The organism is Desulforamulus aquiferis (assembly GCF_030577015.1).
Classification (GTDB): domain Bacteria; phylum Bacillota; class Desulfotomaculia; order Desulfotomaculales; family Desulfotomaculaceae; genus Desulfotomaculum; species Desulfotomaculum aquiferis.
Map to the genome: position 1 here is coordinate 14,456 of NZ_JARPTC010000018.1, position 15,278 is coordinate 29,733.

14 protein-coding genes are annotated in these 15,278 nt (G+C 47.1%); 4 read left to right on the plus strand and 10 right to left on the minus strand.

Features of this window, described 5'->3' with window-relative positions; translation table 11 throughout:
- Nucleotides 1–23: 23 nt before the first annotated feature.
- The 5 genes from pstB to P6N53_RS12055 form a co-directional block, all read right to left on the minus strand.
- Nucleotides 24–779, minus strand: coding sequence for a phosphate ABC transporter ATP-binding protein PstB (gene pstB / locus P6N53_RS12035; protein ID WP_304543468.1), 756 nt, complete (start codon nt 777–779; stop codon nt 24–26).
- Nucleotides 780–911: 132 nt separating this feature from the next.
- Nucleotides 912–2,267, minus strand: coding sequence for a two-component system histidine kinase PnpS (pnpS, locus tag P6N53_RS12040; RefSeq protein ID WP_304543470.1), 1,356 nt, complete (start codon nt 2,265–2,267; stop codon nt 912–914).
- Between the two features lies 1 nt (nt 2,268).
- Nucleotides 2,269–2,967 carry a winged helix-turn-helix domain-containing protein gene (locus tag P6N53_RS12045; RefSeq protein WP_304543472.1) on the minus strand — a complete coding sequence of 233 codons (699 nt, stop codon included), beginning with the start codon at nt 2,965–2,967 and terminating at the stop codon, nt 2,269–2,271.
- A gap of 18 nt (nt 2,968–2,985) precedes the next feature.
- Nucleotides 2,986–3,813, minus strand: coding sequence for a peptidoglycan editing factor PgeF (gene pgeF, locus P6N53_RS12050; protein WP_304543474.1), 828 nt, complete (start codon nt 3,811–3,813; stop codon nt 2,986–2,988).
- Nucleotides 3,814–3,826: 13 nt separating this feature from the next.
- Nucleotides 3,827–5,407 carry an MBL fold metallo-hydrolase RNA specificity domain-containing protein gene (locus tag P6N53_RS12055; RefSeq protein WP_304543476.1) on the minus strand — a complete coding sequence of 527 codons (1,581 nt, stop codon included), beginning with the start codon at nt 5,405–5,407 and terminating at the stop codon, nt 3,827–3,829.
- A gap of 231 nt (nt 5,408–5,638) precedes the next feature.
- Between P6N53_RS12055 and P6N53_RS12060 the strand changes: the two genes are divergently transcribed.
- Nucleotides 5,639–5,863, plus strand: coding sequence for an FmdB family zinc ribbon protein (locus P6N53_RS12060; RefSeq protein ID WP_304543478.1), 225 nt, complete (start codon nt 5,639–5,641; stop codon nt 5,861–5,863).
- 40 nt (nt 5,864–5,903) lie between these two features.
- Here P6N53_RS12060 and P6N53_RS12065 read toward each other — a convergent pair whose 3' ends face one another.
- The 5 genes from P6N53_RS12065 to P6N53_RS12085 form a co-directional block, all read right to left on the minus strand.
- Nucleotides 5,904–7,139 (minus strand): BsuPI-related putative proteinase inhibitor, encoded by a 1,236-nt coding sequence (locus P6N53_RS12065; RefSeq protein WP_304543480.1) that lies wholly within the window; start codon nt 7,137–7,139, stop codon nt 5,904–5,906.
- 171 nt (nt 7,140–7,310) lie between these two features.
- On the minus strand, nt 7,311–8,153 hold the full coding sequence (gene ccsB / locus P6N53_RS12070; protein WP_304543482.1) for a c-type cytochrome biogenesis protein CcsB: 843 nt from the start codon (nt 8,151–8,153) through the stop codon (nt 7,311–7,313).
- Nucleotides 8,150–9,337, minus strand: a complete 1,188-nt coding sequence (locus P6N53_RS12075; protein ID WP_304543484.1) for a cytochrome c biogenesis ResB family protein — start codon at nt 9,335–9,337, stop codon at nt 8,150–8,152. The genes ccsB and P6N53_RS12075 overlap by 4 nt, the downstream gene beginning before the upstream one ends.
- On the minus strand, nt 9,337–10,617 hold the full coding sequence (locus tag P6N53_RS12080; RefSeq protein ID WP_304543486.1) for an ammonia-forming cytochrome c nitrite reductase subunit c552: 1,281 nt from the start codon (nt 10,615–10,617) through the stop codon (nt 9,337–9,339). The genes P6N53_RS12075 and P6N53_RS12080 overlap by 1 nt, the downstream gene beginning before the upstream one ends.
- Nucleotides 10,618–10,643: 26 nt before the next feature.
- Nucleotides 10,644–11,072 carry a NapC/NirT family cytochrome c gene (locus P6N53_RS12085; RefSeq protein ID WP_304543488.1) on the minus strand — a complete coding sequence of 143 codons (429 nt, stop codon included), beginning with the start codon at nt 11,070–11,072 and terminating at the stop codon, nt 10,644–10,646.
- Nucleotides 11,073–11,274: 202 nt separating this feature from the next.
- Between P6N53_RS12085 and P6N53_RS12090 the strand changes: the two genes are divergently transcribed.
- From P6N53_RS12090 to cooS, 3 genes are all read left to right on the plus strand, one after another.
- Nucleotides 11,275–12,033, plus strand: a complete 759-nt coding sequence (locus P6N53_RS12090; protein WP_304543490.1) for a class I SAM-dependent methyltransferase — start codon at nt 11,275–11,277, stop codon at nt 12,031–12,033.
- A 10-nt stretch (nt 12,034–12,043) separates the two neighbouring features.
- The gene (locus P6N53_RS12095) at nt 12,044–12,727 is read left to right on the plus strand and encodes a Crp/Fnr family transcriptional regulator (protein ID WP_304543491.1); all 684 of its coding nucleotides are present in this window, start codon (nt 12,044–12,046) and stop codon (nt 12,725–12,727) included.
- A 380-nt stretch (nt 12,728–13,107) separates the two neighbouring features.
- The gene (gene cooS / locus P6N53_RS12100; RefSeq protein WP_304543493.1) at nt 13,108–15,231 is read left to right on the plus strand and encodes an anaerobic carbon-monoxide dehydrogenase catalytic subunit; all 2,124 of its coding nucleotides are present in this window, start codon (nt 13,108–13,110) and stop codon (nt 15,229–15,231) included.
- The last annotated feature ends 47 nt before the right edge of the window (nt 15,232–15,278 follow it).

A 15,278-nucleotide genomic window follows, 5' to 3' on the forward strand; every position in this document is an offset into this window, starting at 1 on the left:
GTTAATTATATTACAGGTACTACCTAACCAAAGCGTCCAGTAATGTAATCTTCTGTTCTCTTATCCTTGGGCCCTGTAAAAATCAACTCAGTGTCACCATACTCAACCAGCTCACCATTTAAAAAGAAAGCTGTGGTATCAGAAACCCTAGCTGCCTGCTGCATATTATGGGTTACTATTACTATGGTATATTTATTTTTTAACTCTCTAATCAGTTCCTCAACTTTAAGGGTGGAGATGGGATCCAAGGCCGAGGTTGGCTCATCCATCAAAACCACCGCCGGTTCTACGGCCAAAAGTCGGGCAATACAAAGACGCTGCTGCTGTCCTCCAGAGAGGCCCAGGGCATTTTTGTGAAGCCGATCCTTTACTTCATCCCATAGTGCAGCTGCCCTTAAACTGCTTTCAACAATTTCTTCCAGCCTGCGGCGATCCCTTTGACCGTGAATTCTTGGGCCATAGGCTATATTTTCATAGACAGTCATGGGAAAGGGATTTGGCCTTTGAAAAACCATGCCCACTTTCTTTCTTAGGGCAACTACATCTACATCAGATTTATAGATGTCCTCCCCGTCCATTAGAATCTGTCCTTCTACCCTAACCCCCTCAATTAAATCATTCATCCGATTTAGGGTGCGTAGAAAGGTAGATTTACCGCAACCCGAGGGGCCAATTAACGCTGAAACCATCTTTTCCGTTATATCTAGATTTATGTTAATTAAGGCTTGTAAATCTCGATAAAATAGGTTCAGATCCCTAACCGTAATTTTGTTAGACACGGTATGTTACCTCCTAATGTAAGAGATGAGAAGTGTTAATTCACTTCCCAGCTTATTAAGTGTAACAAGATCATGTTATACGGTTATTGCAGGAATGTTAAAATAAAGTTAAAGAGGTCATGATTTTGCTAATTATCGGGGTAGAATAAAGCTAAAGGTACTGCCCTCCTGGTCACTCTCCACTTCAATTTTACCTCCATGGGCCTCAACAATATGCTTGGAAATGGCCAGACCCAGGCCTGTTCCTCCCATATCACGGCTTCTGGCCTTATCTACCCTATAAAACCTTTCAAAAACCCTGGGCAAACTTTCCTCTGGAATACCAATCCCTGTATCTGCAACGTACACCTTAATTTCCTTTCCGTTTACCAAGGCCCCGATCTCAATTATCCCTCCTGAGAGGGTGTATTTAACGGCGTTATCCAATAGGTTTATAAGTACCTGTTCTAAAAAACCCCTTTCTCCCGGTACCTCCGGCAGGTCATCCGGTATGGCCATTGTCAATGCTATCCCCTTTTCCTGGGCCCTAGCAGAAAGCATTTTAACAGTTTCGCAAATTAATTCCTTTAAATTAACCGGCTGTTTATTTAGGCTGGATTTCTTATCCTCCAGGCTGGATAATTTCAATAAATCATCAATAAGCCTGGACAGTCGTTTACTTTCTCCATTCATTATCTCTAAAAAATTACGGGCCACCTTAGGATTATCAATGGCACCATCTAAAAGGGTCTCTAAAAAGCCGTTAATGGACGTTAAGGGGGTTCGCAGCTCGTGGGATACATTGGCCACAAACTCAGTCCTAATCTGTTCCAGCCTTTTTTGCTCCGTTACATCTCGCATGAGGCATACAACCCCCATTTTCCTGCCATTGGCTCCCTTTAACGGGGTTATATGAATACGTAACAACCTAGGCTCGGGAGTAAGGACCTGCAGATCATTTACCAATGTCGGCTGGAGACTGTACAGGGCACGATTAAATAACTGTTCCAGTTCGTAATTTCTGATAACCTTGATCAGAATATTGCCGATGCATTCCTTCTCTTTAACCTTAAAAATGTTCTCCACCACAGGGTTTAATAGTATTACCCTGCCATACTTATCAAGGGCTATTACACCGTCAGCCATACTATTTAATATTGCTCTGGCTCTGTTTCGCTCCTCGGTGATATTAGCCAGGTTTTCCTTAAGTTCCCGGGCCATGAAGTTTATACTCCAGGCCAGGTCGTCCAGTTCTCCCTCGCCCTCCACACGTATCTCATTGTCTAGGATTCCGCCAGCCATATCTTGTGCTATTTGGGTTATCTGCTCCACCGGGGCTATAAGTCTCTGGGCTGTGAGCCAAGCGGCAATTCCCGTAGCCAAGGAACTACCTATCAATACCACCCAAAGACTAACATAGCCTTGATAATGCAACAGAAAAAAGCCAACAAATATGGCCAGCAGCAGCCCGTAGTTGCCAATGGTACGCTGTCGTATACCCTTCAGCAAGTTAAACCTCCTTAAATCGGTAGCCCACACCCCTAACTGTTTCTATAAACTGAGGTGAATTAGGAATTTGTTCTAGTTTTTGTCTGATATGTCTTATGTGGACATCTACTGTCCGGGAATCTCCGGTAAAATCATAGCCCCAAATTTGCTCCAGCAAGAAGTCCCTGGTAAAGACCTTGCCCGGATGTTTGGCCAGATACCTTAATAGCTCAAACTCCTTAGGTGTAAGATCCTGCTTTTGACCATTATAGGATACTAGAAAACGTTCCTGATCAATAATTAGCTTACCTATATTTATACGTCCGGATTGGTCCATGGTATTACTATCACTGGGATTCCGCCTCAGTCTGGCTTTGATCCTGGCTATTAACTCCCTGGGGCTGAAGGGTTTGGTAATATAGTCGTCAGCACCCATTTCCAAACCAAGAACCTTATCCAGTTCCTCCCCCCGGGCGCTTAACATAATAATTGGTATGGCCCGGGTTTCTTTGTCCTGATGCAGGGTACGGCATACGGAAAGACCATCCTGACCTGGCAGCATTACATCCAGCACAATTAAATCAGGATTTTCTGTTCTTGCCAGAGTAATTCCGGCATTTCCATCGCTGGCCACCAGAACCTCATACCCTTCCCTCTCCAGGTTGTACTTTACTAATTCCAAAATAGGCTGCTCATCATCAACAACCAGGACCTTGGGCATTTATTAACAACTCCCTCGTTACAGTCTATCTTTGATCATGATAAAGGATGCCATTCTGCCTGTATTTCCCTGTTCAGCCCGGTACGAGAAAAAAAGGTCCCTATTGCAAGCTGTACAGAGATTAGCGGTGGTAATATTATTTGAATTTAGACCTACCTCTATTAAAGCTCTGCGGTTGGTTTCCCACAGATTAAGCTTCCATCTTTCAGGTGCCACCGGTTCTAGGAGGTCAGCCCAGTAACTAAATTTTTCAGCTAAAGCCCGCTGTACAGGCAGATCCACCAGATAACAACATGGGCCAATGGATGGACCTATTCCCGCTAAAATATCACCAGGTTTGCTGCCGTAGGCTTCCACCATTTTTCCCACCGTTAGACCGGCTATTCCCTGTACCGTCCCGCGCCAACCTGCGTGGGCCAGCCCAACTGATAGGGTTACAGGATCATAAAGGAGGATGGGAACACAATCTGCATAATAACTTGACAGGGGAACCCCCGGTATATTTGTTATCAGGGCATCTGTATCTGAAAAGGCTGTGCTGTAGTCTTGGGCACCCCTGCCCCTGTCATCCCCTTCCACCCTTTGCACATGACAGCCGTGGACTTGAACTCCAGCCACCAAATGCTTCCAATTGATACCCAGTCCCGAGCAGGCTATGGCCCTATTAGCAACAACGTCTTCTGAACGATCATCCACATGCAAGGCCAGGTTAAGACTTTCATAGGGTGTCTGGCTAACCCCACCCTGACGGGTGGTAAAGCCATGTATTATATTCCCATCCTCAACCAGGGAATTAAACTCTACATATTTAAAGGACCCTTTGTTTTGAAAATTAATATGCGACATTTTATGGCCCAGGTTATCCGTGAGCGCTTTCTTGTTCATCTTGGTCTATTTCAATTTCGTTTAATTGAGCCTCAAGTTCTGCAAGCTGGCGCATTAAAGCCGAATACCCTGTGGGCACCAACCCCCCCTTAACAATACGATCCATTCTATTGCTGATACTATTCCAGGTGTTAACCACAACCTCAGGGGCCTGTTCTGAGGCAGGTGTAAGTTCAACCTTTTCAAACATCCCAGGAACATATGCCTTTATACCTTCTTCATTAATAATCCGGGACAAATTGGCTGAAGCCTTTGCTTCACCATGAACCACAAAGACCTTCTTCAGTCTCTGATTAAAGCTCTTGACCCAGTCCAGCAAAGCGGCTTGGTCAGCATGGGCTGAGAAGCCATCAATATAGCGAATTTCCGCATTGACAACAACCTCTTCGCCAAAAATCTTCACGGTCTTTTCACCAGAAACTATTCTTCTACCCAGGGTACCTTCAGCCTGGTAACCCACAAAGAGTACAATACACTCATCTCTCCACAAGTTATGTCTTAGATGGTGCTTAATCCGTCCGGCATCACACATACCGCTTGCAGATATGATCACGGAACTGCCGGTTAGATAGTTCAGCCGCTGGGACTCCTCCATGGTCTGAGATACACGCAAATTTTTCATTTCCAGGGGGTTACATCCCTTATCAATATAGTCCTTTGTTTCTGTATCACAGATATTATAGTGTTTCTTAAATATCTCTGTGGCAGCAATGGCCATGGGACTGTCAATATATATGGGCAAGTGTGGAATTTCATTGGCACAGTAAAGTTTATTGATACAATAAAGAATATCCTGGGTTCGTCCAGCAGCAAAGGCAGGGATTAAAAGCTTCCCGCCCCGGTTGTAGGCATCATTTATTGCTTTCTTAAGCATCTCAAGCTTATCGTCGGAATGCTCATGCATGCGGTTGCCGTAGGTAGATTCCATAATGACATAGTCCGCCTCACTAAACTGGTGAGGATCTCTAATAAAGGGCTGGTTAGTATTTCCTATATCTCCTGAGAAGTTAAGCTTAGTTTCTTTACCTCCCTCATTTACCCACATAACAATATTAGACGACCCCAAGATGTGTCCTGCGTCCCTAAAGCGAATTTTAACATCGGGACTAATGGGAATTATCTCGTCATAATTGGACCGCTCAAAAAACTTGAGGGCATAGGCACCATCATCTGCTGTATAGATAGGCTCAATGAGTTTTCTGCCCTGCCTGCGATACTTGCGGTTTTTCCGCTCTACTTCCATCTCTTGTATATGTCCACAGTCTGGAAGCAGGATATTACATAGATCAACGGTGGCTGAGGTGGCGATGACACGCCCCTTGAAGCCATGTTTCACAAGCTTTGGCAAAAGACCGCTATGGTCAATATGGGCATGAGTTAATAGGACAAAATCTATACTCCCGGGATTAAAGGGAAAGTTCTGGTAGTTTCTTTCCTTAATTTCCTTAGAACCTTGAAATAGCCCACAGTCTACCAGTATTCTGGTCATCCCTGTATCCACCAGGAAACATGAGCCGGTCACCGTCTGGGCAGCACCTAGAAACTGAATATACATAGCATAACCCCCCGCCGTTATCGTTACTAATTATTTCTTGCAAATAGATGGAAAACCTTTAATTTCTTTCTGCCAGATAAAGTAGAAAATACCTTGACAAGCCCCTATTCTAGCTATAACTTATATTTGGTCATACTATATCATACCTTTCAATTTAATTCGACATTTTGTATATTAGAATAGGCAGTATCAAAGGTTTAACTATAAAAAATATCTTCAGGGGGTGTTAATATGCCTATTTACGAATTCCGCTGCGCCAAATGTGACCATAGATTTCAGAAGCTTTGCCAAATGGGTGAAAATGGCAGCAACTTAGTCTGCCCCTCTTGCCAAAGTCCCGGACCTACCAGGGTGATGTCCGGCTTCACCCTTAACAACCCAGGCAGCCTCCGGGGCAGCCGCGGAGACAGCTGCAGCGGCTGCACCTCCAGCAACTGCAGCGCCTGTAAGCACTAGCATTAGCAATCCCCGGAGTTTTGGCTCCGGGGATTGTTTTTTAAAGGGTTAAGCAGCGGAATTCGGCGCTGTCCAGGCGGACTCGGCTGGTGTTGGTGGGTCTTGGGGTGAAGGTAAAGACCAGTTCTCCGGTAACTGCTGTGGCAGGGATTCTGCCGGTGGTGAAGGTAAAGAGTTCATATTGCTCATCTTCGATGACCGCAGGTGAGTAGGGTCCTTCAGGGGATACCCCGACAACATCTCCAGCCCGATTGCGGAAAATGACCTGGATGCCAAAGCTAAAGTTGCCGGCAATTGCATCGGCCAGATTTTCAGCTAACCGGAAGCTTACCCTGTTATTACTATTTGGCGTAACAGGGAATTCCTGGGAAAGGGTAGAGCTTTGACCGGCATTTCTGCCCATTAGTACCGCATAGGGAGGACTGAAAGACTGGGTGGTTCTCTCCACATTTGTTGCAACCCAATTTCTCGGACTTGTGATATTGACCCAGCTGTCAAAGTTTGAATTCCTCAATAGGTTTTCACCTGTACAGGCAACTGGCCCTGGTGGAACCGTAGGCCTGGGAGTTGGAGTCGGTGTAGGTGTAACACCCCGCCGAATTTCAAAATTAATGCTAACAGACTGGTTAGCATAACCCCTAGCCACATTAAAGGCATCTAAAACAAACTCACCGGGGGTTACTTGCACTCCTTGGACGTTACGTTGATTCCAGGTATATTCATAGATGGCATATTGGTTTGGCCTAATGGTAACAGTACCCTCTGCCTGGGTAAAGAATCTTTCCCTGGAATATCTCCATATTTCAGTATTTCCCGGTCTTCTCCTTACTACCAACTCAAATCTCTGGCCAGTTGGGTAGCGTAATACTATAGTAGCATTGGTAACATTGACTTTAAGCAATCTTATTCGTATCGGCGTTCCCTGGTTAAATACCCTCTGTTCCAAAATTAATATATACAGCAATCCCCCTATTAACCTTGCTGTATAGGGCTGGTTTCGCGCCAAACCGGCGATGATGGAGCTATACTGGGTCAGTGCTGGCTGATTTGGCGTCGGTGTAGGTGTCACTGGCGGCCTTGGTGTGGGTGTCGGTGTTGTTGCAGGGGGGCTTGGTGTTGTACCGGGTCTGTCAGGTACAGTTATTACCTGTCCCACAAATATAATATTAGGATTAGTAACATTGGGGTTTAGTCTTAGGATTTCTTCAACTGTGGTATTAAAACGCTCGGCAACTAGGAAAAGGGTATCCCCCGTCCTAATGGTATATTGTGCCATTAAATCAGTCTCCTTCCTTTCAGACAAAGATTTATAAAACATTTTATGAAAGAAGGAAGACAAAGGTGCAATGGACTTAGGGATAATGTTATCCGGTTCTGTTGTTAGACTTATGGACCAAAACTTTAAAGGCCCTGTTTTCTACAGGACCCCTAAGAATTACATATTAATCTAATTGTAGCTATGCAGTCCGGGCATCAACCAGGTCACGCCAAAAAGAGTGAACATAACTGCCGCAAATCCTACTACAGCTAGCCAGGCCGTCCTTCTTCCCTGCCAGCCCCTGGTAAATCTGCCGTGTAAAAATACCGCATAAACCATCCAGGTAATTAAGGCCCAGGTTTCTTTGGGGTCCCAACTCCACCAGGCACCCCAAACCTGCTCAGCCCAGACTGCACCAGTTATCAGCACTAGGGTCAAAAATAAAAATCCGAAGGCTATGGTGCGATAAAGCATGGTATCAAGGGTTTCCAGTGCGGGTAACACCGGCTGTCCTTGACCAGTGGCAGATGCACTGGTGGCAACCGGCACAGACTGACTTTCCCTAATCAGATACAAAACCCCTACCCCGAAGGACACCCCAAAGGCTCCATAGGCCAGTACTGCAGTGGCCACATGGGCTTGCATCCAGTGACTCTGCAGGGCGGGCATAAGGGGCCTGGCTGCTCCATTCATCATCCCTGCACCGGCCATCAAGGCAACAGCCACCGGCATTACCACTGTTCCCAGCAAAGGAATAGGCTGCTTCCTATGGGAGAATAAATATAGCAGCACCAATCCCCAGGTAAAGAAAATAGTAAACTCATACATATTGGCAAAGGGCATTCGCCCTATATTAACGGCCCTCAGGACTAATCCCGATGTATGAATAACTAGTCCTGCACCAGCTAAGAAAATGGCCACAGAAACCAATCTTTTCTTCTCTGTTACGGTATAAAGCAAAAATAGCATCGCCCCCAGGGCGTAAATCCAAAAGGTTGCTTCAAACAAATATCTCTCAATCACCGGCATCATACTTTAAATGAACACTCCTCTCGGAAAATACCGCCAAGCCTTTGGGCGATATACTCAGCGTGCTGCTGCTCCTTGACCCTTTGACCTGAAGCCAGTCTTAGCTCAATATTGCCCTCCCTTTGACCTTGCAGCAGCCAAATGGTTTGAGGCTTCACGTAGAGCCTCAGAGTTAGCCCTAGCAGCCCTATAATAAAGCTTAGCCAAATCAAAGGCAGTCCAGGATCAGACTTAACTTCAAGTCCTGTAAAAGGGATTCTCTCATTAAAGGTCACTTCCATGTTAAGTATATTAAGGGGCTCATTTAATTCAGCTATACCCATAGAAAAGGGAATCCCCTGACTATAAACCAGGTATCTTGGCCATTGCACCTCCATGGCCAGGTGAGCCGGACCGCCCAGGAAAATCAAGTCTCCCTCTTCAACCTTAAAGGTAGCTGTCTCATCGCCCCTTTTAATAGAACCCTCTAAATTATACCCATAGGTGGATTGATATACCTTAACCCCCTGCTGCTTGAGGGGCCTATTGACAGCTATATTCCTGGTATCCTCAACCTCTTCACCCTTTATAATAGCCAAGGAGGAAGTATATTGCCTTGGGGTTCCGTCCTCATAATACTCAATATTAAATTCATTTACCCTAAGATCAAAGGGAAACCCATCTTTAGTTAAGTCAGCTTGACCCGGTACCTCAATCTGGTAATGGCCCTTTAAGCCCCACATACTTCCAATCACACTGCCGATAACCAGTAAGACCACGGCCAGGTGAAGCAGGGGTGAAGCAAATTTTACCCAGGCCCTTTTTTTCCCGGTTATTAACCTTCCCTGTTCAAATTCCTTCAGGTTTACTGCAAAGCCCAGCCTTTTGAGCTCTCCCACAGCCTCACTGGTTACCCTTTCAGGAGAGCACTGTCCAAGGCTTATTAATCTATGATCCTTTTGACTATTAAAAACCCTGGGAACAGTGGTATCTCTACCTATTAATCGACGGATTCTCACACCAGTAGTGCAAACAATATTTAGGGTTAGCAACCCGCTTAATAACAAAAACCAGGGTGAAGCAAATACCTGTGGGTTGTAGGTGCCTGCAATGGCAAAAACAATGGCCAGCAGCAGCAGTGTAATACCCAGGGACATGGAGGTTAGCAACCTCCATAGTCCCGAAGCTCTTTGTTTTATTCTTAGCATTATTGAAGCCCCCGTGCCCTGCGGGCGGTATCGATGGCCCTGTGGGCTAAATCTATAGCCTGATTGAGGGTTCTTAGTCCCTCCTGTGAATTATGGAAACCCATACTGTTCTCGGCAGACATATAATCCCATCTCCACTGGGAAGACCTGTGCAAGGCCCTGGCCTCTTCCAGCAGTGCTGCGTCCACCGTCGACTCCTGGGAGGATTTCTCTATCTCCTGTATCACCTGGACATTAAGATTTCCTGCCCTTCTTAAGGCCTCAAACTGGCGATCCTGGATGTAGTGCACCCGGTCCAGGAGCCACTGCTCACTTTCACGATGACATTGGGTGCAGCTTTGCTGTATGGTTCTGGTTGGACTTACCCACCAGTGGGAGGTTACCTTGGTGTTTCCTTCCCGCATATAGGGCATGTGGCAGTCGGCACAGGACACTCCTGCAGCATTATGGGTACCCCCTTGGGAAAATTCATACTCTGGGTGCTGAGCCTTTAAAAGCTTGGTTCCAGATTGGGGGTGCTCCCAGTCCACGTGAACCGGCTGTTCATAGGAACCGTAATATTCCTCCATTTGTTCAGCAGTGAACCCTTTATCCCAGGGGAAGGTTACCTTCCTTGGATCAGAGGTAAAGTAGTATTCTACGTGGCACTGGGCACATACCAGGGACCTCATTTCTTGTCTGGAAGCAAGCTTCCAATCCTGCCCCCGACGGGTCAGGGCATCCTCCAATGCCGGCCTAGTTATACGCAAGGCCATGGTCTCTGGGTTGTGGCAGTCTGTACAGCCGATGGAATGGGTAACCTGACTGCGGCCCTCGTCATAGGTAAGGTCACCAAATTGGTCCCCGTACTTTGCCAGCAGCCCAGGCACTTCCGAAGATTTACAATAAAGGCATACTGCCCCGGCCTTTCTTCTTGCCGGTGCGATTTTCTCATTATCCTCCAGGGCATAAAAGTGACCTCTCTCCTCAAAGTATTCTTCACCAAAGCCGTAGCCCGCAAAGAGAGTTTTTATTTCCGGCTGCTGCTTGGCTTTATCAAGGGGGTCATTCCCCCCGTACTTGGTGGAGATCCCCCATTCCTTACCCCGGAGGAAACTATCATAGGTTCGGGGGTAATGATTGGCCCAGACCGCCGGATTAGTATCATTGTCTGTTAGGGGTGCCAGGTTAGCCCTTTCTTCCCTAACCTGATTATTCCTTTGAAAAGACATAAACATGGCACCCAGTACCACTACCGCTGCCAGGGCAGCCAGGGCCAAAATTAATCCCTTGGACTTCATAATAATCGCCCCTTTCTGTTAACTGTTTATAATGAATGTGGTGTGTTGCGATGGCAGTCCCAACATTTACGGGTTGTTCCCCGGGGCCCCTCGTTGGTTGCCCCCATTATCTGCCCATGACATCGATAGCAGTTTTCCTGGGTTACTACCCCTCCGTGGGAACTAATCCTGATAGGCTCGGGCCAAATTCCTAGAGTGGTTTCTATCCCATCCCTAACCCCTACATAGGCCTTATAATAGGCACCCCTAATTAAGTCATGGGGTAGGTGGCAATCACCACAGGTGGCTACCTCTCGGTGTGCGCTATTGGACCAGGTATCTACCCAGGGATTCATAATGTGGCAGGATCCACAAAACCTGGGTCCGTCCAACAGAGGGCCAAGGGGTGGCAGTTTTGCAGCAAGGGGACTTAGCAGGAGCACTACTCCAATTACAATTAGGAGGGTTTTCTTCATATTGACCCCCTTTATACACGTAGTTATTTTGCAGCTATAGATTGTGGCAAAAAACTATTATTTATACATCTGTTAACCATCATTGCCATATTTTTCTGCTTCTATTACAATTACAAAAAGGACAGCCCTAAAGAAGACTAAAATTTTCCAAAGGTATCAAGGCCACCATGGGATAAACTACTAAAAAAACTAGAGGTGCACTATGTACAAAGACTTAACCCAATACTACGACCATATATTCCCTGCGGGGCAAGGACAATTAAATTTCTTTAAACTTGCTTTCGAAGATCTTGGCGTAAGCAGGGTTTTGGATTTAGCCTGCGGAACGGGAGCCTATGCACTGGAATTTGCCCGCTGGGGATTAAATGTTGTGGGTCTAGACTATGAGCCTGATATGATTAGACTGGCCCGGGAAAAGTCCCGCAAGGAAGGTTTGCATGTGGATTTCATTACCGGCGACATGAGAAGGCTTGAAGATTTGGAAGGAAAATTTGATGCGGTGGTCTGTATTGGCAACTCCCTGGTTCATTTGTTAAATGATAAGGATTTGCTCAAAGCCCTAAGCCAAATGAAAGAACGCCTTTATCCTGGTGGAACACTGATTATTCAAACTGTGAACTATGACCGGATCTTAAAGGCAAACATTACCCAGCTTCCCGATATAGTGAATAAAAAGGCCGGCATTATCTTTACCCGGCAGTATGAGTTTCGCCCAGACGGACTAATTGACTTTAAAACGGCCTTGATTAAGAATGGCAGCAATGGAAGCCAGGAGAACCTTGATATAGGTCAAGTCCCCCTAAGACCTCTGGTTAAAAAGGAGCTAGAAGCTATGCTTAGGGAAGTGGGGTTTGTGGACATTCAGGTCTACGGAGATTTTAGCCGGAAACCCCATGGTTGGGACAGTCAGTCCACAGTAATTCAGGCCTTTCGTAGGAGCACCTGCACTTTAAGCCGCTAGGGGGTATAACATGGACAATAACTTAGTTTTCTTAAAGAAAATCCCGCTTTTTTTTAGCCTGTCAGAGGATCAGCTAAAGGAACTCTCACAGCTGATCCTTGAGAGAAGCTATCATAAGGGACGCATTATCTTTATGGAAGGCGAGCCGGGAGAGGCCCTATTTATCTTAAAGACCGGACTTATCAAGCTAACCAAGCGGCTGGAGGATGGACGGGAACATATCCTGCACTTCGTTAATGGGGGAGAAGTTTTTGCTGAGGTGGTACTTTTTGATGGGGGAGACTATCCGGCTACGGCAGAGGTCCAGGAGGATTCTATTGTGGGGGTACTACGCAATAGGGATGTAGAAAGGTTAATTTCCACCAACCCCGAGATGGCCCTGGGTATGCTAAGGATTATGTCCAGGAGATTGCGCACCGCCCAGGAAAAGGTCATGAACCTGGCCCTGCACGACACCGCCCGCCGCCTTGCCTTCACCCTGTTAAAAATGGCTGAGGAACACGGGGTAAAGCAGGGAACAGGGGTACTAATCAATCTAAATCTTACCAACCAGGAATTTGCCAGCCTAACAGGCAGTTCCCGGGAAACCATCAACAGAATGTTAAATAGCTTTAAGAGGGCCGGTGCCATAGATATTGATCGACAGCAGATAATTGTCCTAAATAGAAATAAGCTGGAAGAATTGCTTAGCTGAATCCCGTATAATTTACGGGATTTCAGAGTGTAGACAAAAGATATAACTTGGTTTTAATAATCCCGAACAGCGACATTCGGAGCAGTGGAAACAGCGCTTCGCGAAGCTGAGGATGCGAAAATGGGTTAGCGGACACGGACGTCCGCTAAAGCCTGAGGTAAACACGATGTTTACTCGAAGGCGGCCCATTTTCGCCCGAAGCAAGGGATTAGCGCTGTCCACTGCGGAGAGAGGAGTCGTGAGGGATTATTAAAACCCGAATATAGGTAGTTTCTCGGATCCCGTATAATTTACGGGATTTTCTTTTGCTTTGAAATCCCCCTGCATAATTGTTCCTGCTATGGGAATAATTCAGACGAGAAAACTTTAGGGGGGTTACCATGTCCGACAAGAACAATGAAAACTATGATACCTTGATCCACAACAGTGATCCCACACACAGCCCTGACACAAATGATCCCAGTGCCCATAGGGATCATAACAAGACCGATGTTCCCTATGATTACAGAAAATTCGAACCTTCTCCAAAGGGAGAAGAGCTTTACCGCTGGCAGAGGGAACATATTAAAAAGGACGATCAAAGCAAAGAAGGCTATCCTCTGAATGTTATCGTTGATCCTGCCATGCGGGAAATGTACCAAATAGTCCATAACCAGGGATTAACCAACGTCTTTGATCGCTATGCTGAACAGCAGCCCCAATGTAACTTCTGTGCCCCTGGCCTCTCCTGCCAGCTTTGTGCCAATGGACCCTGCCGCATTAGCAAAAAGGCCCAGCGGGGTGTCTGCGGCGTGGACGCCCATGTAATGGTGGCCCGCAACTTTACCTACCGTCATACCACCATCGGTACAGCGGCCAACTGCTACCATGCCCTGCAGGCTGCCAGAACCCTAAGGGCTGCGGGAACTAATCCAGAAAGCGGACTGAAAATTAGGGAGCCGGAAAAGCTAAAGAAGTATGCTGAATTCCTAGGCCTTAATGTAAATCGATCCTTGGAAGAGCTTGCAGTGGATTTCGCCAATTTGTTTATTGACGATATTCACCGTCCCCATTATGAAGAATCGAAGCTGGTTGAAGCCTTTGCTCCACCCCGCCGTAAGGAGTTATGGAGAAAATTGGGACTCTTCCCCGGAGGAGCCTTTTCTGAAGTTAGCTTTGCTCAAACCAAATGTATGACTAACCTTGGTGCTGACCCTGTGGATTTTCTGCTCACCTGTGTGCGCCTGGGGGTCGCCAATGAATTCCAGGGTCTTTGGGCCTTAGATATCCTTCAGGAAATACTTATTGGCACCCAGGAAATTAGCCACAGAAAACAAAATATGGGCCTGCTGAATCCTGAAAAAGTCAACATTATTACCAATGGTCACATGCCCCTGCTGGCCCATGTGGTCATTGATCTGGCTTCCACCGACGAGTGGCAGCAAAGGGCCAGGGAGGCCGGAGCCTCAGGCCTGCAAATCCTGGGTCATGTTTGCGAGGGACAGCAATTAATCAATTATTCCGGCTCCCACAACATGAGTGCCCTGGGGGGTCAAGAGGGTGAGTGGCTCTCGGAGGAATACCTGCTGGCCACAGGTTGTGTAGATTTATTCATGTTCGATTATAACTGCACGGTACCCACACTCCCCCTATTTGCCCATCGTTTTGGTACCAAGCTGATGAGTGTGGACCCAGTTATCCGCTTCCCTGATACCGAGGCTTTAGAATTCAAGCCGGAGCAAATGAAGGAACAGGCCGTCCAATGCCTGGAGCGGGCCATTGAAGCCTATAAAAAGCGTAAAGCCGAAAATCGCAATGTATATGTACCTCCCCATGTAAGCGATTGCATGGTGGGCTTCTCCACTGAATCAGTTAAACAAGCCCTGGGAGGAAGCTGGGCTCCCCTAATAGAGCAAATAGCAAATGGAAATATTCGCGGGGTGGCCACCCTAGTGGGCTGCACTACCGCCAGGTACGGTCAGGGCGGCAGCAATGCCTTCAAGATGGCTAAGGCTCTCATTGAGCGTGACGTTCTGGTCTTATCAGGAGGCTGCGTATCCTCGGTCTTCGAGTACACCGGCCTTTGCCGGCCAGAAGCCGCGGAGGAAGCGGGCAACGGTCTGAAGCAGGTCTGCAAGTCCCTGGGCATTCCTCCTGTACTATCCTATGGCGCCTGTGTCGATATCGGCAAAATGACCCATACCGCCATGGAACTGGCCGATGCCCTGGATGTAGACACCAACGCCCTGCCCCTGGTCATCGGAGCACCCGAATACCTGGAACAAAAAGCTGTGGCAGACGCCTGCACCGCAGTAGCCATGGGCTGGCTGGTTCACGTAGCCCCGGTACCCTCGGTAACCGGCAGCGAGGTGGTTGTAAAAACCCTTACCGAAACCACCGAAACCCTGGGCTTAGGTAAAGTAATGGTTGAGCTGGACGCCGAAAAAGCCGCGGACATCTACGTCGAGCATATCGAGAAAAAGCGGGCCGGACTTGGTCTTTCAGCCAATCTGCCCAAGCAATAGAGAAGCAAAAGGGGAGGCACAAAAGTGCCTCCCTCAGACTGTTGAAA

Bases quoted from the DNA above. Each gene is read 5' to 3' on its own strand.
- P6N53_RS12045 (WP_304543472.1), bottom strand. From the start codon at position 2,967: ATGCCCAAGGTCCTGGTTGTTGATGATGAGCAGCCTATTTTGGAATTA.
- P6N53_RS12090 (WP_304543490.1), top strand. From the start codon at position 11,275: ATGTACAAAGACTTAACCCAATACTACGACCATATATTCCCTGCGGGG.
- ccsB (WP_304543482.1), bottom strand. From the start codon at position 8,153: ATGATGCCGGTGATTGAGAGATATTTGTTTGAAGCAACCTTTTGGATT.
- cooS (WP_304543493.1), top strand. From the start codon at position 13,108: ATGTCCGACAAGAACAATGAAAACTATGATACCTTGATCCACAACAGT.
- P6N53_RS12055 (WP_304543476.1), bottom strand. From the start codon at position 5,407: ATGTATATTCAGTTTCTAGGTGCTGCCCAGACGGTGACCGGCTCATGT.
- pgeF (WP_304543474.1), bottom strand. From the start codon at position 3,813: ATGTCGCATATTAATTTTCAAAACAAAGGGTCCTTTAAATATGTAGAG.
- P6N53_RS12095 (WP_304543491.1), top strand. From the start codon at position 12,044: ATGGACAATAACTTAGTTTTCTTAAAGAAAATCCCGCTTTTTTTTAGC.
- P6N53_RS12065 (WP_304543480.1), bottom strand. From the start codon at position 7,139: ATGGCACAATATACCATTAGGACGGGGGATACCCTTTTCCTAGTTGCC.
- P6N53_RS12080 (WP_304543486.1), bottom strand. From the start codon at position 10,617: ATGAAGTCCAAGGGATTAATTTTGGCCCTGGCTGCCCTGGCAGCGGTA.
- P6N53_RS12060 (WP_304543478.1), top strand. From the start codon at position 5,639: ATGCCTATTTACGAATTCCGCTGCGCCAAATGTGACCATAGATTTCAG.
- P6N53_RS12085 (WP_304543488.1), bottom strand. From the start codon at position 11,072: ATGAAGAAAACCCTCCTAATTGTAATTGGAGTAGTGCTCCTGCTAAGT.
- P6N53_RS12075 (WP_304543484.1), bottom strand. From the start codon at position 9,337: ATGCTAAGAATAAAACAAAGAGCTTCGGGACTATGGAGGTTGCTAACC.